This is a genomic window from Alistipes sp. An31A (assembly GCF_002159425.1).
GTDB classification, from domain to species: domain Bacteria; phylum Bacteroidota; class Bacteroidia; order Bacteroidales; family Rikenellaceae; genus Alistipes; species Alistipes excrementigallinarum.
This window is the reverse complement of record NZ_NFIO01000007.1, coordinates 101,318-118,481: the sequence shown is the minus strand read 5'-3', so window position 1 is coordinate 118,481 and position 17,164 is coordinate 101,318. Positions and strand designations below refer to the sequence as shown.

General features: G+C 48.1%; 17 protein-coding genes and 1 pseudogene. 13 read left to right on the top strand and 5 right to left on the bottom strand.

Annotation, left to right across the window (positions count from 1 at the left end; genetic code table 11):
* Positions 1–184: 184 nt before the first annotated feature.
* Together B5F90_RS07700 and mobC are read right to left on the bottom strand one after the other, a co-directional pair.
* Positions 185–1,405 carry a relaxase/mobilization nuclease domain-containing protein gene (locus tag B5F90_RS07700; protein ID WP_087362213.1) on the bottom strand — a complete coding sequence of 407 codons (1,221 nt, stop codon included), beginning with the start codon at positions 1,403–1,405 and terminating at the stop codon, positions 185–187.
* A 26-nt stretch (positions 1,406–1,431) separates the two neighbouring features.
* Positions 1,432–1,809 carry a plasmid mobilization relaxosome protein MobC gene (mobC, locus tag B5F90_RS07695; RefSeq protein WP_087362212.1) on the bottom strand — a complete coding sequence of 126 codons (378 nt, stop codon included), beginning with the start codon at positions 1,807–1,809 and terminating at the stop codon, positions 1,432–1,434.
* A gap of 978 nt (positions 1,810–2,787) precedes the next feature.
* Between mobC and B5F90_RS07690 the strand changes: the two genes are divergently transcribed.
* Together B5F90_RS07690 and B5F90_RS07685 are read left to right on the top strand one after the other, a co-directional pair.
* Positions 2,788–3,021 carry a helix-turn-helix domain-containing protein gene (locus tag B5F90_RS07690; RefSeq protein WP_239307765.1) on the top strand — a complete coding sequence of 78 codons (234 nt, stop codon included), beginning with the start codon at positions 2,788–2,790 and terminating at the stop codon, positions 3,019–3,021.
* A 2-nt stretch (positions 3,022–3,023) separates the two neighbouring features.
* Complete coding sequence (locus B5F90_RS07685) at positions 3,024–3,326, top strand: helix-turn-helix domain-containing protein (protein WP_087362211.1); 303 nt, start codon at positions 3,024–3,026, stop codon at positions 3,324–3,326.
* 738 nt (positions 3,327–4,064) lie between these two features.
* On the opposite strand, the gene B5F90_RS07680 is transcribed toward B5F90_RS07685, so the two are convergent.
* Positions 4,065–4,835 carry a metallophosphoesterase gene (locus B5F90_RS07680; protein ID WP_087362210.1) on the bottom strand — a complete coding sequence of 257 codons (771 nt, stop codon included), beginning with the start codon at positions 4,833–4,835 and terminating at the stop codon, positions 4,065–4,067.
* A gap of 198 nt (positions 4,836–5,033) precedes the next feature.
* Here B5F90_RS07680 and B5F90_RS07675 point away from each other — a divergent pair, with 198 nt between their 5' ends.
* The 7 genes and pseudogenes from B5F90_RS07675 to B5F90_RS07650 form a co-directional block, all read left to right on the top strand.
* Positions 5,034–6,563 (top strand): hypothetical protein, encoded by a 1,530-nt coding sequence (locus tag B5F90_RS07675; RefSeq protein WP_087362209.1) that lies wholly within the window; start codon positions 5,034–5,036, stop codon positions 6,561–6,563.
* Positions 6,560–7,534, top strand: coding sequence for a DnaB-like helicase C-terminal domain-containing protein (locus tag B5F90_RS07670; RefSeq protein ID WP_087362208.1), 975 nt, complete (start codon positions 6,560–6,562; stop codon positions 7,532–7,534). The genes B5F90_RS07675 and B5F90_RS07670 overlap by 4 nt, the downstream gene beginning before the upstream one ends.
* Before the next feature lie 27 nt (positions 7,535–7,561).
* The gene (locus B5F90_RS10840) at positions 7,562–8,353 is read left to right on the top strand and encodes a hypothetical protein (RefSeq protein ID WP_143256135.1); all 792 of its coding nucleotides are present in this window, start codon (positions 7,562–7,564) and stop codon (positions 8,351–8,353) included.
* Positions 8,354–8,426: 73 nt separating this feature from the next.
* Positions 8,427–9,317, top strand: coding sequence for a DUF6557 family protein (locus B5F90_RS07665; protein WP_143256134.1), 891 nt, complete (start codon positions 8,427–8,429; stop codon positions 9,315–9,317).
* 150 nt (positions 9,318–9,467) lie between these two features.
* Positions 9,468–10,019, top strand: a complete 552-nt coding sequence (locus B5F90_RS07660; RefSeq protein WP_087362241.1) for a hypothetical protein — start codon at positions 9,468–9,470, stop codon at positions 10,017–10,019.
* A gap of 68 nt (positions 10,020–10,087) precedes the next feature.
* Positions 10,088–10,915 (top strand): hypothetical protein, encoded by an 828-nt coding sequence (locus B5F90_RS07655; RefSeq protein WP_143256133.1) that lies wholly within the window; start codon positions 10,088–10,090, stop codon positions 10,913–10,915.
* Between the two features lie 23 nt (positions 10,916–10,938).
* A pseudogene (locus B5F90_RS07650) lies at positions 10,939–11,172 on the top strand (hypothetical protein); the annotation flags it as partial.
* A gap of 80 nt (positions 11,173–11,252) precedes the next feature.
* Here B5F90_RS07650 and B5F90_RS07645 read toward each other — a convergent pair.
* Complete coding sequence (locus tag B5F90_RS07645; protein ID WP_087362204.1) at positions 11,253–12,341, bottom strand: leucine-rich repeat domain-containing protein; 1,089 nt, start codon at positions 12,339–12,341, stop codon at positions 11,253–11,255.
* A 147-nt stretch (positions 12,342–12,488) separates the two neighbouring features.
* Positions 12,489–12,929: a hypothetical protein gene (locus B5F90_RS07640; protein WP_087362203.1), complete on the bottom strand. Its 441-nt coding sequence runs from the start codon at positions 12,927–12,929 to the stop codon at positions 12,489–12,491.
* Positions 12,930–13,256: 327 nt separating this feature from the next.
* Between B5F90_RS07640 and B5F90_RS07635 the strand changes: the two genes are divergently transcribed.
* The 4 genes from B5F90_RS07635 to B5F90_RS07620 all read left to right on the top strand — a co-directional run bounded on the left by B5F90_RS07635 (position 13,257) and on the right by B5F90_RS07620 (position 17,127).
* Positions 13,257–14,219, top strand: a complete 963-nt coding sequence (locus B5F90_RS07635) for a WYL domain-containing protein (RefSeq protein ID WP_087362202.1) — start codon at positions 13,257–13,259, stop codon at positions 14,217–14,219.
* A gap of 5 nt (positions 14,220–14,224) precedes the next feature.
* Positions 14,225–15,445, top strand: coding sequence for a WG repeat-containing protein (locus B5F90_RS07630; RefSeq protein WP_143256131.1), 1,221 nt, complete (start codon positions 14,225–14,227; stop codon positions 15,443–15,445).
* 282 nt (positions 15,446–15,727) lie between these two features.
* Entirely contained in the window at positions 15,728–16,276 is a 549-nt protein-coding gene (locus B5F90_RS07625) for a hypothetical protein (RefSeq protein ID WP_087362200.1), read from the top strand.
* A gap of 314 nt (positions 16,277–16,590) precedes the next feature.
* Positions 16,591–17,127, top strand: coding sequence for an HAD domain-containing protein (locus tag B5F90_RS07620; RefSeq protein ID WP_087362199.1), 537 nt, complete (start codon positions 16,591–16,593; stop codon positions 17,125–17,127).
* Positions 17,128–17,164 lie beyond the last annotated feature (37 nt).

The window sequence follows — 17,164 nt, the reverse complement described above, 5'->3', positions numbered from 1 at the left end:
ACCTTTCCATCCTTTACTCAATCCACACACTGCCCCATTTCATCCGGTAGCGACCAGCCCATGGGATCGGAGGAACAAGCTGCAAGGCCGGCCTGTGAGGACGCTTTGTATAGCCTTGCAGTTTATTCACTCGATCCATACCTTTGCGTTCGGGTGGAATGGGGATTTCGTTCCCGGCCTCCCGTTATAACTTTGACCCTTTAGATTTCTTTGGGGATGACACGATCTTTCCCTGTTTTGTATCGTGTCGGAGCGTTCGGGGTTTGCGAGGATCGTCCCAACTTTCTTGATACGTTTCGTCCGAGGGATTCTCTTTCCATAAATAGGGCCTTGTTATTTGCCCGTGTCCTCCCCACCATTGAACGAGGGCACGGACGACAAACCCGCTGTTTATTAAATCTCGATCCATGCGTCGCATGGTGTATTTGCCGTACTCAACCCACTCGCGCGGGTCGTGTCCGATGTAGGCTCGTCCTCTCGTCAGATTGTCATCCATGACCAGATAACCGTCGAACGTTTTCCCTTCATACTGCATCTCTTCGATATAAACCGGTTGCCCGTCCTTTATTTGTTCTACCTGTCCATCTGTAAGCCGTACACCAAATATTATCGGGTTTCGGATGGAGTGCTCCTGTTTATGCCGTTCTATTTCCTGCCTTTCCCGTTCTGCTCGGTTCGCTTCAATAATTTTACAGAGGTTGGCATAGCTGAACTTCCGATCTACCTGCGAGGCCTTGAGGGTCTGCCTTTGCATAGTAAAGGTCATACCCTGTACCTCTTTTTGCGGATCGCAACCCCGATGTATGAACGTTGCCGTTACGCCTTCCCTGTTCAACTGTTCGACCAGTTCCGTAAAACAGGCACAACCTTTCAACGCTGTTTTAACTGCCTCGTAAATTCTGTATTTCACTTTGTCGGGATCATGTAGCCGCTCAATCTTTACGTTCTCTTTTCCCTCGGAGAAGGTAAGGTCGTATTTCTGTTTAATGGCCTTGCACACGGCGACGCTCCGGATTCTCTCGTTATGGCTCCGCACCAACCTCGTATCGTACTTTACCCGGTTGTAAAGGATATGCAGGTGGGGATGCTCCGTGTCGGTATGCCGCACCACGATGTATTGCGTGTCGGTGATTCCCATACGCTGCATATATTCGCGTGCAAGGCCTGCCATAAATCCGTCCGTGAGCCTCGGCGTGTCGTCTTTGTGGAACGAAAGGGATATATGCCCCACGACCTCGGCCTTCTCCGGTCGGGCCTTGCGCTGGAAATTGAAACTGCCGATTAGGGAACGGATGTCGGACAACTCCACTCCGTCGCTGTCTATCATACGGGCGTGACCGCTTTTCTCCATCATGTAGCGCACGGCCCCGCCGAACGACTTACCCGTTACGATCTTTGCTATCATCTTTTCACTGTCCTAAACTTAAACTCTTATCGCTTAAAGTAGCTCCGTATCTCTGCGGCCAACCGTTCGTAAAACTCGATCAGTCCGATAAGACGCATGACAATGCCCTTCATTCCCTTTTGTGTGTTGGCAATCCGTGCCAATTGGTTCAGGTTGTTCCCCTGTCGGGCCAGTTCGGCTACGGCAGCAAGTATCGCGGGAGGAATATGTCGTGGCGATTGCCCCGTAAGTACCTTTTCCCGGCAGTAGGTGGCAAGATCCGTCCCGGCGATGATCGCTTCATTTTGAAGCCTTCGTTTCACGTCGGGCGTAACATGGAATTTGATCTCTGCGGTGCGTTTTTCGGAGGTGACTTTGGGTGGTCGGCCTCCTCGGTTGCGGTGATCGATTTTGTTATCTGCCATAACCCGCACCTCCTTTCTTCCCGCTTATGAGGTTAGGCTTTTCGGCCGAGCGACCGAGAGGGAACCGGCCGGCGGCATCGTAGATGTCGAGGGTCCCGAATCCCCTGCGACCGACGGGAGCGGGAGATGGTTCGGTGTGCGACCACAGGGAGTCCGCCGGACGGGACAGCCCCGCAGGGCAAGGTTGCCGGAGCGTCCGAGAAAACTCCGAGAGGAGGTTTTGAGGGCCTCCGGATACAACCTTGCTCCTTAAGGCTTCAGAAAATGCCGACGCCGGATTGTCAGACTCGAACGCGGCGTGTCGGACCTCGCGCCAACGCCTCGTCGCACGGAATCGGCAGGGGAGAAGACCGATAAATACGGGAAGACCACTCCTGATATACACGCCAGAGTATTGGAGAGAAACTCGTGAAGTTCAGCTGTCAGGCAGGGATGGATAAGCCGTAACAGTTACCCGAACGGATCGGGTTGTAACGCTCCAGACTACGGACGTTACCAGATCGCAATGCTGCAGCGTTGCAGTTCAGTGGGGAGGGTATCCGACATTCGGATGTGCTGTGAAATGGATGTTCATGGCTGTGCGATTTACGTCTGTTTACACAAACAACGCTGCCCGCTGCGGGTTGTTGCGTCCATGTCGGATCTTGCGTTCCGTTGCCATCTGTTGCTGCCCGAGTAGAAATCGTGCAAGACACCGGAGCCAACCGCTGCCAAGGCGAAGCCAACCACTGCCACCTCCATACGATCATACAACTTGCCGTATATCGTAGACGTTAAGAGTAGACAGACCGTCCTATAACGGCAGCTGAAACACACAAAAACGCACTAAGATGAAAAACCGGGCACACCGAATCCGCGATGAGTGAAAATCACCCGATCGCACACACAGACAAACCGATTGTTGAACAAAAAAACGATGAAACGATGGAAAAGATAATATGCATCGGGGAGAAGACCTGAACGCATCTTCTCGATCAAATGAAAGAGCTATCCGTCCTTGCCTCGCAGGTACGCCGCCGGTTCGATCCGCAGACCTCGGACGGTTACATGGATAGTGCAGACGTATGCCGGGTATTGAACATTACCAAACGCACCCTGCAAAGCTATCGGGATAAAGGCATCTTGCCCTATACCCGTATCGGCGGCAAGTTCTTTTACCGGGAGCGTGACCTGGCCGACTATCTCGAACGTAGAACCGTCAAAAAACAATAGCCATGCTCGACTATCTGAACAGCGAGAGCGAGGAGGTGAAAACCGCGCTCGCACAACTATCCGAGGCGAAACAGGCGTTGCAACAGGCCAGGGACAACTATCGTCCCTCGATTCTGGATGAACGTTACCTCACGGGCGAAGAGGTCTGTCGCTATCTGCACATCTCGCCGCGTACACTCCAAACCCTGCGTGATACACGACAGATTCCCTTTACCGTTATCAGTGGACGGGTATTTCTCTATCCCGAGAGCGGAATACGGAAAATCCTTCACAGAAATTTACAGTCTGTCGAAGAACCGTTTTAACCCTTACAAATGGGCCAAGCACAACAAACCCGGGACGCATAGGATATTCAGCCCTATGTGTCCCGGGTTTATTACTGCTCCTACTATTATAACTTAGGTACAAATGCCGCTCAAAGAATGTATTATATATCGGCAATACTCCACCAATGAGTGTTTGTTTGTGCGCGAATTATTTTCTACTTTTACAACGTCTTGTGTAGCAATGCACTCGGCAGACATATTGAAAGTGTTTTCGCACTGTTCTTACCAAGAAATCTGACAAATGCCGGATTCTAACTCACAATACAATTAAATAATCAAATACAAAATTATATCCGTTTTTAAGGGACAAAACGGAAACAAAACTATATTTTTTTTGCAGTTCTGCATTTGTTTGTTTTCATTAGATTTCATTCTTTGCACTTGGTGACATCTTGGAGTATTCCAACAAACTGATTTTCTACTCATTCAACCCTTTGTAGAAATTCCGATTCCACCAAGATATCATGCAGCCAAAAGAAAAAAACATTACATAAATCAATATCTACATCGCTACATATACAATACTACTTTTTACCAATAGGCAGTCATCCTCTCCCGCCTAAATGCAGTTTAGTTTAATTTAGCCTATATATAGCTAATAAACCAAACTAAACTGGTTTTCCCTTTATAACTTCAATATACAGCCCAAAGAGAAAAATTCTTATTTTCCTTTTTTCTTTTCGCTGTACAATTTCTGTAGGAGTTCCTGTAATCGACTCATACGCCTTTCATCTCCATGATGTCGAGCAGGTGGAATATTGTGCCGTCATGGACGGTGGTCGCCGAAGCGTGGTAATGGCCGTAATACCATGCATGCAGCGGATATCCGTGCACGGTGAGCCAACGGTAAAGCCGTTCCAGATCACGGCGTTCGTGCCTGATGTCGTCGGCAAGCCACTCGTCGCCTGCGCAGAAGTGTTCCAGATTGCGTTTCGCCGCGGGCGGACAGAACGACGGGGCGCTGTGGGTAACGACAGTATCGATCCGCACATCCTCATCGATCAGAATGACGAGTTCCCGCTCGTCGTATCGGAACGCCTCGTCGCGCCAATAAAGCGGCAGACACCTCTTGCCCTGCATACGGTGCATGTCCATCATCGAGAGGCGGAAGTTGCGGTCAACCGATACTGCACCACCGATGCAGAGGATGTTGTGCGAACGGGTATGCACCACCGTATAGTCGGGGAGCGTCTTCATGCAGGGATAGTCGATCATCTCTCCATCGAAATACCGCGGGTCGTCATGGTTGCCCCGTACCATCAGCAGCAGGACATTCGCCTGTTCCAAGCGGGTGTGCAGTCTTTCCCGATAGAGCCGGTCGTAAAAGCGCCACGGTTCGAATCCGAAACCGCAATCCCCGGCCACGACAACCGTCGCGTCGGAAATGCCGTATTCGGTAATCTTCTCGGCAAGTGCTTCGAATTCGCCGTGGACGTCGCCGCAGGCGATGATGTTGTCGGGGCGCTCGCTCAAATCCAACCATTGCATGGCATTCGTTTTTCAGTTTCGACAATCATTACAAAGATACAAAATAACGGTTTCCTTATGCCTCATCGCGACATAAACCATGAAATGGCAGATGACATCATCCCCCGGGGACAATTATTTCGGCCATAAAAAAACCTGCGTCGTGATTTGGCTTATCCTCCGGTTATTTTTGTCGCGTAACCGATACGAAGAAAAACTATGACACTTTGCGAACTCATGCATAAGGTCGAATGGGCGGATTTGAAACCTTATATTGAACAGCATCTGCCGGAGCGACCCGAAACAAAACTCGCCGACTACGAGCGGTTGTTCGAGCAGTTGCAGAATACGGCCCCTGCCAGGTGGATTTTCCCGGTTACTTTCCGCTTCTTTCCGAATCCGGATGAGATTTATGCGAAAGATTGGGGCAACATTACCCATGATACGGTCGACTATCGGGACTTTTATGTTGCCGATCATGCATTCGGAGCCAGCCTGCCGGCCTGTCTGGCATCTAACGTCGAAAAGTATCGGCTGTCGTTCCGAGATGCGGAGTGGGCGGCTTACTGTGTCTGGGAGTTGATGCGGATCAACGGTTCACGGGACAAGGAGGATGAGCAACCCGTATACGTAGGCGGATTTCGGAACCGCCGACAGTCGTGGTTTCATCGGATTGCGCTGCGTCTAAACGCCCGAGGTTGCACCCGGAGGGTAAAGCGTCTGGCCCGGCGTCTGCGATACGAGCAGGAATCCGAGCAACCCGACAACAGGGCCATGTGCCGCCTGCGTCGGCGGGTGTGCCGCATCGAGGCTGCCATACTGAAAATCACGGGAACGGACATGGACAGGCTGGTAACCAAGCCTGTCTCGGAGAAAAAGATGGAGCGAGTCGGCGATCTGATTTTTCGACGGATGGTGTTGCTCAACCGAATGTTCACGGGCACGCCGGAAGAGGTAGAGCGAATGGAGCAGGTAAACGACCGGCTGCTGGAACTCACCCGGCAAATGTATAGCCGCAGCGCCGCGCTTTATCGCAAGGTGCTGACCGACACCCGGGACGAGGCATTCGACGACGACATAGTGGTAGAAGGTTCCTTAAAATACGACTGCGGCGACGAGACCTCCGTGTTGCCCATGCCGAATGACGGATATTACGGTTCGGACTTCTACCGGATGTTGCAGGTCATCGACTGGCTCTACATGCGCGAGGCCGAGGGCTTCAAGCTGGAAGCCATCGAGGAGACCGGGTACAAGAGCTGGGAACCGAAAGATGTTCCGGAGCAGAGCGATACCGAACTGGGATTCGAGGATTCGCTCAACGACGGTACGACCTGGGCCGAGGGGGCCTTGAGGCACCCTGCGCTCGAATCCATCTGCCTTTGCCATGCCGTGCACGACATCTGCACGCACAAATATTACTCCATTCCGGACCTGCTGCGAATGAATGATTTCTGGTGCGAGGTAAAGGTAACGCATCAGCACATTGTCGATCAGAGCGGCAGCCGGTGGAAATGGTGGGAGCACTGTTCGTTCGAGGAGTTCCGCGACAAACTGCGCACCGAGGCGGCACACCGCCCGGAACAGCTCCGCCTCGGCCAATACATCATGGCCCGTACCTCTCAACTGTTTCCCGACACGGTGCATCCTACGCTTTGGGGCGGAGCGGACGACTGCTTCAACGACGACGATCGGGTCGACGCCTATCTGCGCAGACTGTATGACACTCTCCAAAAACAGTTAGAATCATGAAACTGAGAGAACTGATTGTCCGCTTCCTGAGGAGCCTTACCTCCTACGGGGCCTGTCCCGACAAAAGCGACTATTTCGATAAAGCTTCGCGGAATCCCTATGAAGAGAATGCCAGAAACAAAAGCGCATTCAATGGCGTACCTTCTGGTTTTATGGCCCTCGATCGCGTAGCGATGGGCTGGCAGCCATCTGACCTGATCATCATTGCCGCACGGCCCAGTATGGGTAAAACAGCCTTCGCGCTTTCCATGACCCGTAACATAACAATAGACTACAACAAGCCCGTTGGTTACTTCTCGCTCGAAATGAGCGCACAACAATTGAAGATGCGTTTGTTAGCTGCCGAATCGGGACTCAATTTTCGCAATCTGTGCAACGGCCAACTGACTCCAGATCAAAGGAAGCATCTGGAAACCTCGCCCCTGACCAACGCCCCGCTCTTCATCGACGACACCCCTGCGCTGAGCATCACCGAGTTCCGATCTAAAGTCGAGAAACTCACGACCCAGCACGACATCCAATTGATCGTAATCGACTATCTGCAGCTTATGAACCTTGGCTGCCACGACAACAAAAGGAACCGCGAGCAAGAGATCGCTGTCATCTTGTGTTCGCTCAAGGCCGTCGCCAAAGAGTTCGATCTGCCGATCATCGTCCTATCCATGGTCAGCAGATCTTGTAGTTCAGCCAACAAACGCCCGCAGTTGAGCGACTTGGACTATTTGAAAGCCATCGACATTGAGCAGAATGTCGACCTCGTCATCTTTATCCACCGTCCCGAATATTACGGCATAACCGTCGATGAAAACGGCATGGCCACAGCAGGTGTGGCCGAGTTGATCATTGCCAAGCACCGTAACGGTGCCGTTACTGATATTAAACTTCGTTATCTAAAAGACCTGATGAGTTTTACCGAGATCGACGGTACCGATCAGCTGCCAGACGGATGTACCGCCACAACACTTGTTTAATTCAATGATAATTTGAGCCTGTGTAGCATGAAAATTTTCAAATATTTAGCTGCTTTAGTCTATAAGTATATATGGCGCAAAACTCAAAAAAGAAGCGATGCCCAGAAAAGCAACTCCGACATAACTGTAATTGCCGTAGGTAATGGCGGATATAATATTGCATATAACCTAATTCAAATGGGATGCTTCGATGATACAAGTTTTTTTGTTTGTGATACCAAGCCAAGCGACCTGACAAGACATGCGAGCAATGCCGATGAGACGTTTCTGCTGGACAGAATAAATGGTGATGTAAAATCTGCAGATACTACCCATGTTGATCATATCATCAAGAAAACCTCACAAAATGTCATTTTAGTAGGGGCATTCGGTGGTTTAACCGGCAGTAAGTATGTTCCACTTCTGGCGCTCGAGGCTGTTATGCAAGGCCGATTTGTATATTCAATTGTCACTTGGCCATTAAATACAGAAGGCCCTTCTTCCATCACTTTAACTAATAAGGCCATAAAACAGCTTGCAGCATCCAGTCGTGTAACCGTTATTCAAAACAACAATATATTGGTAGAATTAAAGGATCTTACGATCAGTCAAATTAATCAGCCGATTACTAATACGTTATCGGCCATATTGAAGAGATACTCTTTAGAAGAACTTGTTGACAATAATACCATAGACTTGCAGAGACTGATTCCAATCAAATACCAGGTCTTTACTGAAAATACAGATGATCAGGATACAGTTAAAAATACGTTGTTGGCAATCATCAACACCTTCCGTATAATGCCAAACGAAGAGCGGAAACGAATTTTTAATTCATAAACAATTCTGATGTAATGTAATTTGTGCGCCTACCTGTGCAGACTGTATGACACCTTTCAAAACAAATAGAATCATGAAACTGAAAGAACTGCTTGCCCGCTGCGATTTCGACAGCATCGTTCCGCACCTGCTGCGCATCTACCCCCGACACGCTACCCAGCTTCCCTGGTACAAGGAGGCCTATGACATTCTGCGCCATACGGAGAGCGTGGACAACGACGGCACCATCCGGATCGCATGGTGCAATGATGATGTCAAATACGGGGGCGAACCCTATATTCATATTAACAATTGCGAAGGGCAATCTTGGGAGGGCTGCCTCGGGGCGCAATTGGATGTGGCGGACGACGTACACATCGCTGATGCGGAGCTTGCGGCCCGTTGCCTGTGGAGCCTTACCTTCTACGGGTTCCGCCCCGACGAATGCGACTATTTCGATTGCTACAGGGCTCCGCGAAATCCCTATGAAGAGCAGGCCAAACGGCTGGAAGACGCACAATTCCGAAACTATGCACGCAAACGTCCCGGACGCTTCCATGCCCTTTCGACGGAAGAGTGGAAAATATACGACCGTCGCCAGAGTCGCCGCAACCGGCCGAAACGGATGCGCGACCACCGGCAGGAGGTGCGGATCAAACAGTTGAAACGCATGGGCTGCGTAGAGAACACAATCCGGCAAATCCTGGCACGTACGACGGAGATCAGCCGCGAGCAGCTCGCCTATCTGCCCGACACGCAACTGGTCCACGAGCCGGACTACCACTCGAGGGCCTATGATCCTTCACGTCGGATGGCTTATCTGCATGAAATTCTGGCCCGCTTGCTACGGTGGATGAAAACCGCGACCGCTACACGCGGATCGTGGCCGTATTGTCCGTCGCTCCGGAACATCCGCTGCAGCCCGATGAACGGGAGGCGTTCCGTCGCCTCATTGCGCTGCTTCCGCCCCATGCGCAGGTATTGAGCGCCATCGGGACACGGTCCGACCTCGGAGTGGAGGCGGAACTGCTGCTCGTAAAAAGTTTCTGAAAAAATTACAACAGTCACAGCCTATGTCATTATTTGGCGTAATCCAGCCTTATCTTTGTATCAGAAACCAATAAAACAGATGGATATGGTAAATAACGAACGGAGCGGCAATATCACGCCGCAGAATGAAAAGAGATGGAGCAACGACTTCATGCAGCAGATTATGGACGAAGAGGCATGGAAGAACCTCTCCGGTGATTTTCCGTGGAGCGAACAACTGCTCGAAAAGTACCAGGACAGGGTCGATTGGAACGAGGTGTCGGACAACGACAACATGCTCTGGACAGCGTCGATGCTGGAGAAGTTCAAGGAGCGCATCGACTGGGATGCCCTTTCGCGGAGCCGCCACAGATGTATTCTGACCGCCGGGATGTTCGAACGCTTCAAGGCGTATTGGAACTGGAAAATACTGTCATCGAACAGCGACGTAGAACTGGACTTCGAGCTGATCGACCGCTTCGCCGATCGCTGGGACTGGAGGGAACTGATCGACCGACACCGCGACGACCTCCTCAACCGCGAGTTTTTCGAACGTTACAAGACATACATTCCTGCTTCGGAACTGCAACATTCGCGTCTGTGGCATAACCTCGTCGATGAGCGTAAACTGCAGTTAGCCCGGGAAATCACGGTCTGAATCAGACCGTGCGGCCCGGCGGCTGAAGCCATCGGGATATTCGCGCCGATAAAAACACAGAAACCGATATGAGCACAAGTAAGAGAATCAGCATACACCGTTTACTGCACAGCCATGAATGGCCGGAGATAGAACGCTGTATTCGTACCTGCCATTTGTCGAGGCATAAAGGGCCGATGAAAAAATACAAGGAATGCTACGAGTCGCTGCTCGAGCATTTTCCGCAGCAATCGGTTCTGCGTATCAAGTTCAAACTCATGTATAGTGAGGGAGAATGGGATCTCTATGATGGGTATCGCTACGTCTACCCTGGAGCCAACACTCGCGAGGTGATTATGCTCGACCTGGACCCCTCCCAACAAATTTCCGAAGCGGAAGCGCTGGCCCGCTGGCTGGTTTGGATCGCAGAGAAATACGGAACGGAATGGAGAGTCATCCGGCCCCAATTCGAAGGCTACTTTTATTTTAGGGTTCCAAATCACTCATTTGGTAAAGTCATCTCACTCGATCCGCAAACCAACTGGGATTACTGGACTAAACCGAAGCGCTGGCGGACTCTTCCCGAAGAGACCCGCCGCTATCTCAAACGTCGGATGCCCGTGCAGAGGCTCTGGTTCGAATCGAATCCGGAGCGGGCCGACAATCGGCAAGAACTGATATGCCGTAACATCGAGACCCGCACCGAGGCGATTGCCGCCCTGCGCGGATGCCGGCACCTGTTCGTCTGTTTTTACAGTTCCCGAAAATACGGTGTAACTTGCGAAGAGACTTCCTCCATTCTCGACAGTCTGCATAAAGCAACGGGCTGCACACCGGAGGTCGTGTTCGACTCCGATACGTTGAGCTGGGTGGGATGGGTGTTGGCAGTCCAAGTATGGGCCGGGCTCGGAGAGTAAAAACAAATGGAAAAACAGAAGATATGAAATCAGGAAAAAAGCAATCGCGCGGCTCATCGAAGAGCAATACCGCCGTATTGTTCAACCGCTATGTATGGCTGGTCGACACGATCTACCGAGCCGGACGCATCTCGTTCGAGGAGATTAACGAGCAATGGGAGCGATCTTCACTCAACGACACGGGCGAAGAGTTGCCCTTGAAGACCTTCCACAACCACAAGAACGCCATCCAGCAGATGTTCGACATCAACATCGAATCGTGACATAACAAAACGCCTATTATTAAATGTCTCTTCTTCTTGGCAAGGAGTTCTTTCCCGATCTTTTGTCGATAAAATCACATTTCTATCAGTTTAACTTTATATATTATTTGTAATAATTTATATACATTTTTATCACCGCGAGGGATTACAATTTCTTTCAGAGCCGAACATCCTGCAAATGCTGAAGCAGGAGGCCAACAGTGGTGGTGGAGCGTAAAAAAACGGACAGATTGTAGTGATGTGCAGTCTGCAAATACATATTCAGAATAAAACCATGTATTTTTTGGTATATCAATGGTTGTCAGTGAAACACAGCCAAGAAACGCAGCAGAAAGAATACAGACTAACGATTCGGGGAGTTGAACGTTAGACAACGATTTACATCCCATAAAAGTCCTCGCTTCAATGACTTTGATAGATTGAGGAATATTAACAAATTGCAGTGCCTTGCAACAAGAAAATGCTCCTTCTCCAATTTTGGTTACAGAATCCGGAATATCGATGAATTGTAATGAAGTATTATTGTGGAATGCATTTCCCCCTATTTCTTTTATAGAATTAGGTAGTTTAATATTTGTCAATGAAATACAATTCATGAAAGCATAGTCGCCAATTTTAGTTACAGAGTTTGAAATAGTAATGGACTGTAAGGAGATGCATTCATTAAAAGTATCACTTGCTATTTCGGTTACAGAATTTGGGATATTGATGGCCTGCAGAGAAGTACATCCCCAAAAGGCTCCTCCTCCAACTTCTGTCACAGAATCGGGTATATTAATAGACTGTAATGAAGTACATCCCCTAAAGGCTTCTTCTCCAATTTCTGTCACAGAGTCGGGTATATTAATAGACTGTAATGAAGTACATCCCCAAAAGGCTCCTCCTCCAACTTCTGTCACAGAGTCGGGTATATTAATAGATTGTAATGAAGTACATTCCCCAAAGGCATAATATCCAATTTTGGTTACAGAATCAGGAATATCAATCGATTGCAAAGCGGTATTGTTATTAAAGGCTCCTTCGTCGATAATCTTAACTCCTTCCTGAATACGATATTCTGATAGATCGGGTATTTGCGGACCTTCCAGCAAAGTTAGTCGGTCTGCGCTGTACTCGGCGCCATAGGCGTCGATCCATGTAGAGGATTTTTTCATTTCTGTCATGATTTATTCGTTTTCCACAAAATAAAAGAGATGATATGCCAAATCGTGACACAACAAATAGAATATTTATCATTGTTTCTGTGACCGTTATTACAAAACGCTATCTGCTTCCCTCAGGATATTTTTCGATGGTCCGCAATACCATCATCATACATACAGGAATTTACTTATTACACCACTATCAACAAGCCGGCAAAGTGTATCATACTTATTCATCACGTCATGCAGATCCAAATGCTTTTCGTACTTTTTTATCCTGACATTTCTTTGGATAGAAGGGATTTTCAATATTACCGATACTCTTAAACCCCAATCTTCCGGAATATCTACATCACAGTATCCGTAGAAGCGAAACTCAATCATGTTATTACCTCCATTGACATTAAAAGTAAAAGCCAAATCAAAATCATATCCCGCTGATCCGGGCAATCTGTTGTTATAAATATTCAACTGTGAATCCCATAATTCCAGCCTTGCCATATCAGATAGTTCATATTGTCCTATTAACGTCCAGAACAATTTCAAAGTTTCGGATTTCTGATTTTCCCAAAAACTGTCATACCGGCTTCTATCCTCAAATTCAATCATTGCAAGTCATAATTATTTATCCGACATCAAAAATAGTTCTCACTTATGCTGTATGATGACACAAGTGAGAATATTCAGATAAAATTTTATCAGATGCGACTTATGTCAAAACCAAAGATGATAGCGTTACCCAAAACTGCGCAGGATTCTGATAAACTCAAGTTCTGATTTTTCCGCCTTCTTTTTCAAATATACGGCACAAAAAATACATTGTAACTTTATTGGAAAGTTTTTCGGTAAAACCTCAACTTGTGTCATGATTTGGCGCTTAGCTAAATTATCTTTGCATATAGATTTCGTTGAAAGAATAATAAAACCGATATCATTATGCGACAGAAACAAAACAGCCGAAGTTCATCGAAGAGCAATACCGCCGTGTTGTTCAACCGCTATGTCTGGCTGGTTGACACAATCTACCGAGCCGGACGCATCTCGTTCGAGGAGATCAACGCGCAATGGGAGCGGTCGTCGCTCAACGATACGGGCGAAGAGTTGCCCCTGAAGACCTTCCACAACCACAAGAACGCCATCCAGCAAATGTTCGACATCAACATCGAGTGCGACCGTCGGGACGGTTACCTTTACTACATCGAACACGCCGAGGACATGGAGCGGGGCGGCGTGCGGACATGGCTGCTGAACACCTTTGCCGTGAACCACCTTATCAACGAGAGCCACCACCTCAAGCGACGCATTCTCTTCGAGGAGATTCCATCCGGACAGCGCTTCCTGACACAGATTATCGAGGCGATGCGGGATAATCTGACCTTGGAGTTGACCTACCAAAGTTTCTGGAATAATACAGCCAGTACGTTCGAAGTGGCACCCTACTGCGTCAAGGTGTTTCGGCAACGGTGGTATGTTGTGGCTCGCAGTTTGAGCGACGAGCGGCTGCGTGTTTACGCTCTGGACCGTATCCAGGAGTTTCGCACGACAGAAAATGCCTTCACGCTGCCCGAAGATTTCGACCCCGAGGCCTATTTCGCCGATTCGTTCGGGGTGACCGTTGACGAGGATTGCTCCGTCGAGCGGGTACGTGTCCGGGTGCAGGGCATCCAACGGCAATATATCCGTACGTTGCCGCTGCACGCCTCGCAAAAGGAGGTCGAAACGACTGAAGATGTTTCCGTCTTTGAGTTTCACCTGCGTCCGACGCTCGATTTTCAGCAGGAACTGCTGACCCATGCCGTCAATGCGGAAGGGGACATCGAAGTGTTGGAACCCCAATGGTTGCGTGAGCACATGAAAGTCATCGGAGAGGATTTGTACCATAACCATCAAAACGTGTAACGACCATGTTGCAGGATCCGAGACAAATTACGGAACTTTATGGTGTGTGTAACAATTATGCCATATTCGCTATTGGAGATGAAAAAGACAGGCGTTACGGTATTATTGATCGCAACGGGGAGATTGTTGCAGAACCCGAATTTATAGAGTTCTCATTGCAATTAGGCAGATATGTACAGTGTTGTTGCACAACCGGATTGTCCCACAATCCCAGCTATCGGCTGTATGATATGACAATGGATGGATGGGTCTCTATAGATTCCAACAAGAGGCCTATGCCTATCCCGGGACATACTGGACTTTTCTATACCTATATTCAGCATAATCGCTGCGGAATCCAAGATTATAATGGTAATCAGATTATCCCAGAAATATATGCTACTATCTTCCGCATTGGAGAGTATTTTATGGTGCAGGATCCCAAAACTGAAAAATATGGGATTCTGACGGCGGAGGGGAAGATGGTAATCCCATGTATTCTTGCATTCGATCGTGTATCATACAGCGCCGGAAAAGTTCTTGTGCGGCAAGCCGACAAATGGTTCTATGTGAATAACTGTGGAGCACAAATGTTCGACTGGCATGAAATAGTGCTGCCAGACGATGTATTGGGAGTGAATTTATATAGTGATCGTATCTGTTATTACATCCCGTGCTGGAAAAAGTTGCGTGGATTGGATTATCGGGCGTGCGGTATGCTTGACACCTCCGGAACAGAGTTGTTACCTCCAATCTATTTCGTGATACATGGATTGAATGAAAAGTATTTCAGTGTAGGTGATGCAGAGACGTTCTTTTGCGGATTGACCGATTCTGACGGCAATACGATTATACCTGCAGACTCTGGTGTCTATGTCTGGACTCCGATAAAAGAGGATGAGAATATGTTTATATTCCAAACAGAAGGCAGTTCAAATCTGAATTCTGGAATAGTGAGAATTGGGCCGAACAAAGAAATACAAGAGGTTCTTCCTGCCCGATTTGTGTCCCCGCACTGGCTTCCCGATTCCGAAGCGCAAGGCCATGGATGCATTGTCCTTGCACAAAGTATATGCAGGCATCAAGAGGAGATCTTGCGTGCCGGGGTATTCTCTCTAACCGGAGAACAACTTGTGCCTTTCGAATACGACGATATCCTTTTGGGCAACGATCCCGAACGGATTGCCGTCTGCAAGGGCGGCGAATGGTTCTTCATCAACCTGAAAAACGAACGGACCCTGTTTTAGATTTTATGAGAACTAATTGCGAAGCCTTGCGCAGCAGGCAAAAAAGTTGTATATTTGAAACATGATATAAAATACAACGACATATTAACAGTTTCGACGGCTTGTTCTTTATCTCTTGAACCGACCAAGTAAAAGGATAACACCACAGAGCCGAAGCGTCGGATCTCGCGTGCTGCGCGGGCTTCGCTTTTTGTGGTATGGGTACCTTGGTCGGACCCTGGAGATAAAAAGTCGGGGGTCGCGCTCTTTTTACATCAATAAGAACCAAAACTTTTCTGTCAAATGAAAAATCCTGCATTCTATCCAAAAACAGTCGAACTAATTATCGATTGGCAGCAGGTCGAGTCGATTGCCGATCCCGATTTGCAATTGTTTTTCATGGAAGCAAAAAACTGTCTTGCCGATTTCTTCCCTTCCATGAAAGAAAATTCTGCTTTGGAAGATTCCTATACGGGAATAGGAGATTTGTTTTCCAAGAAGATTCCTCTCTATTTGCCGAAGCTTTTGTCAGCAGATATCGTATTCAAATACCTTTATGACCATTGGCCACTATGGTGCAGATTGTCCCGCATGGCAGCACTGTTTCACGATACCTGCCTCCGGCTTTTCGAACAAAACGGTAACTGGCTAAACGATTGGTATGGCTGTAAATGTGAAGACAGACGCATAAAATTCGGTGTGAGTAGTTGGTTCGAGGAAATGATGATAATGTTGCCGGCTAACCGTCTGCTTAGCTTACATACATGTGCCGAAGAATCGCGCTACTGGCATGGTCTGACAGAAAGGCTTTTGGTCCTGGAAGAAAGAAGAAACGAACGGGTCCTGTTTTAAGCATAATGACATCAACAAAATAATCTCATACAAAAAAGAGATTGAAATAATCTCTATACAAAATTCATAGCGATGAGAAATTTTGTTGCTACCCAAAAACTGTGATCATAAAAGGGATAGCCCCAAAAGCAATCGAAACAATTGCTGATCATGCAGAATGGTTCGGACATAAATCTGTCTGTCGACAGATATTAATGGATTTTTCATCTGAAAATCATTGCAACTAAATAATATCATCGAATAAAGTTTTACAGCCATGCCGCGAATTGGCATAGGGAGCACACATATTTGCGGCATATTTCAAAAAACGAGGAATGAATAACGTTATCTTTTTAGATTTCGACGGAGTACTGAATGCCTTTTATTATCCGAAGCAATTGGCGGATCGCGGACAGGCATGGAGGGATCGGTTCGGAGTATTGTTTGCTCCGGAATGTATCGCTCAACTGGGGCGTATCATCGAGGCTACCGACGCACATATCATCATCTCTTCCTCCTGGAAAATTCCGTTTGAAGGAGAAACGGATGAGACGGTATTGAACTGTCTGAAGGGAATGTGGGAAACACGCCAATATCCCGGTCGGATTGACGGAGCAATTCCCAACCTGACCTTCCAGGATATTTTGGATATGCATTGCGACGGCGATTTTATATGTCACAAGGGATTTGAGATTGAACAATGGTTGAGACAACATCCCGAATGTACCTCCTATGCAATACTTGATGATGAGGTGATTGCACTGCCCAAACATAAATCTCATTTTGTCCGAACCGACAAGGTGGTCGGGTTACAAAAAGAAGATGCTGATCAGGCTGTCGAAATATTGCTGAATCATTGTTATTATCAATGAGAATATTTATTTAATCAAAATTCGGATTATAAAACTA

Excerpts from the sequence above, each read along its gene's own strand:
- B5F90_RS07620 (WP_087362199.1), top strand. The coding sequence starts at position 16,591 with ATGAATAACGTTATCTTTTTAGATTTCGACGGAGTACTGAATGCCTTT.
- B5F90_RS07685 (WP_087362211.1), top strand. The coding sequence starts at position 3,024 with ATGCTCGACTATCTGAACAGCGAGAGCGAGGAGGTGAAAACCGCGCTC.
- B5F90_RS07675 (WP_087362209.1), top strand. The coding sequence starts at position 5,034 with ATGACACTTTGCGAACTCATGCATAAGGTCGAATGGGCGGATTTGAAA.
- B5F90_RS10840 (WP_143256135.1), top strand. The coding sequence starts at position 7,562 with ATGAAAATTTTCAAATATTTAGCTGCTTTAGTCTATAAGTATATATGG.
- B5F90_RS07645 (WP_087362204.1), bottom strand. The coding sequence starts at position 12,341 with ATGACAGAAATGAAAAAATCCTCTACATGGATCGACGCCTATGGCGCC.
- B5F90_RS07635 (WP_087362202.1), top strand. The coding sequence starts at position 13,257 with ATGCGACAGAAACAAAACAGCCGAAGTTCATCGAAGAGCAATACCGCC.
- B5F90_RS07655 (WP_143256133.1), top strand. The coding sequence starts at position 10,088 with ATGAGCACAAGTAAGAGAATCAGCATACACCGTTTACTGCACAGCCAT.
- B5F90_RS07690 (WP_239307765.1), top strand. The coding sequence starts at position 2,788 with ATGAAAGAGCTATCCGTCCTTGCCTCGCAGGTACGCCGCCGGTTCGAT.
- B5F90_RS07665 (WP_143256134.1), top strand. The coding sequence starts at position 8,427 with ATGAAACTGAAAGAACTGCTTGCCCGCTGCGATTTCGACAGCATCGTT.
- B5F90_RS07660 (WP_087362241.1), top strand. The coding sequence starts at position 9,468 with ATGGTAAATAACGAACGGAGCGGCAATATCACGCCGCAGAATGAAAAG.
- B5F90_RS07625 (WP_087362200.1), top strand. The coding sequence starts at position 15,728 with ATGAAAAATCCTGCATTCTATCCAAAAACAGTCGAACTAATTATCGAT.
- B5F90_RS07630 (WP_143256131.1), top strand. The coding sequence starts at position 14,225 with ATGTTGCAGGATCCGAGACAAATTACGGAACTTTATGGTGTGTGTAAC.
- B5F90_RS07680 (WP_087362210.1), bottom strand. The coding sequence starts at position 4,835 with ATGCAATGGTTGGATTTGAGCGAGCGCCCCGACAACATCATCGCCTGC.
- B5F90_RS07670 (WP_087362208.1), top strand. The coding sequence starts at position 6,560 with ATGAAACTGAGAGAACTGATTGTCCGCTTCCTGAGGAGCCTTACCTCC.
- B5F90_RS07700 (WP_087362213.1), bottom strand. The coding sequence starts at position 1,405 with ATGATAGCAAAGATCGTAACGGGTAAGTCGTTCGGCGGGGCCGTGCGC.
- B5F90_RS07640 (WP_087362203.1), bottom strand. The coding sequence starts at position 12,929 with ATGATTGAATTTGAGGATAGAAGCCGGTATGACAGTTTTTGGGAAAAT.
- mobC (WP_087362212.1), bottom strand. The coding sequence starts at position 1,809 with ATGGCAGATAACAAAATCGATCACCGCAACCGAGGAGGCCGACCACCC.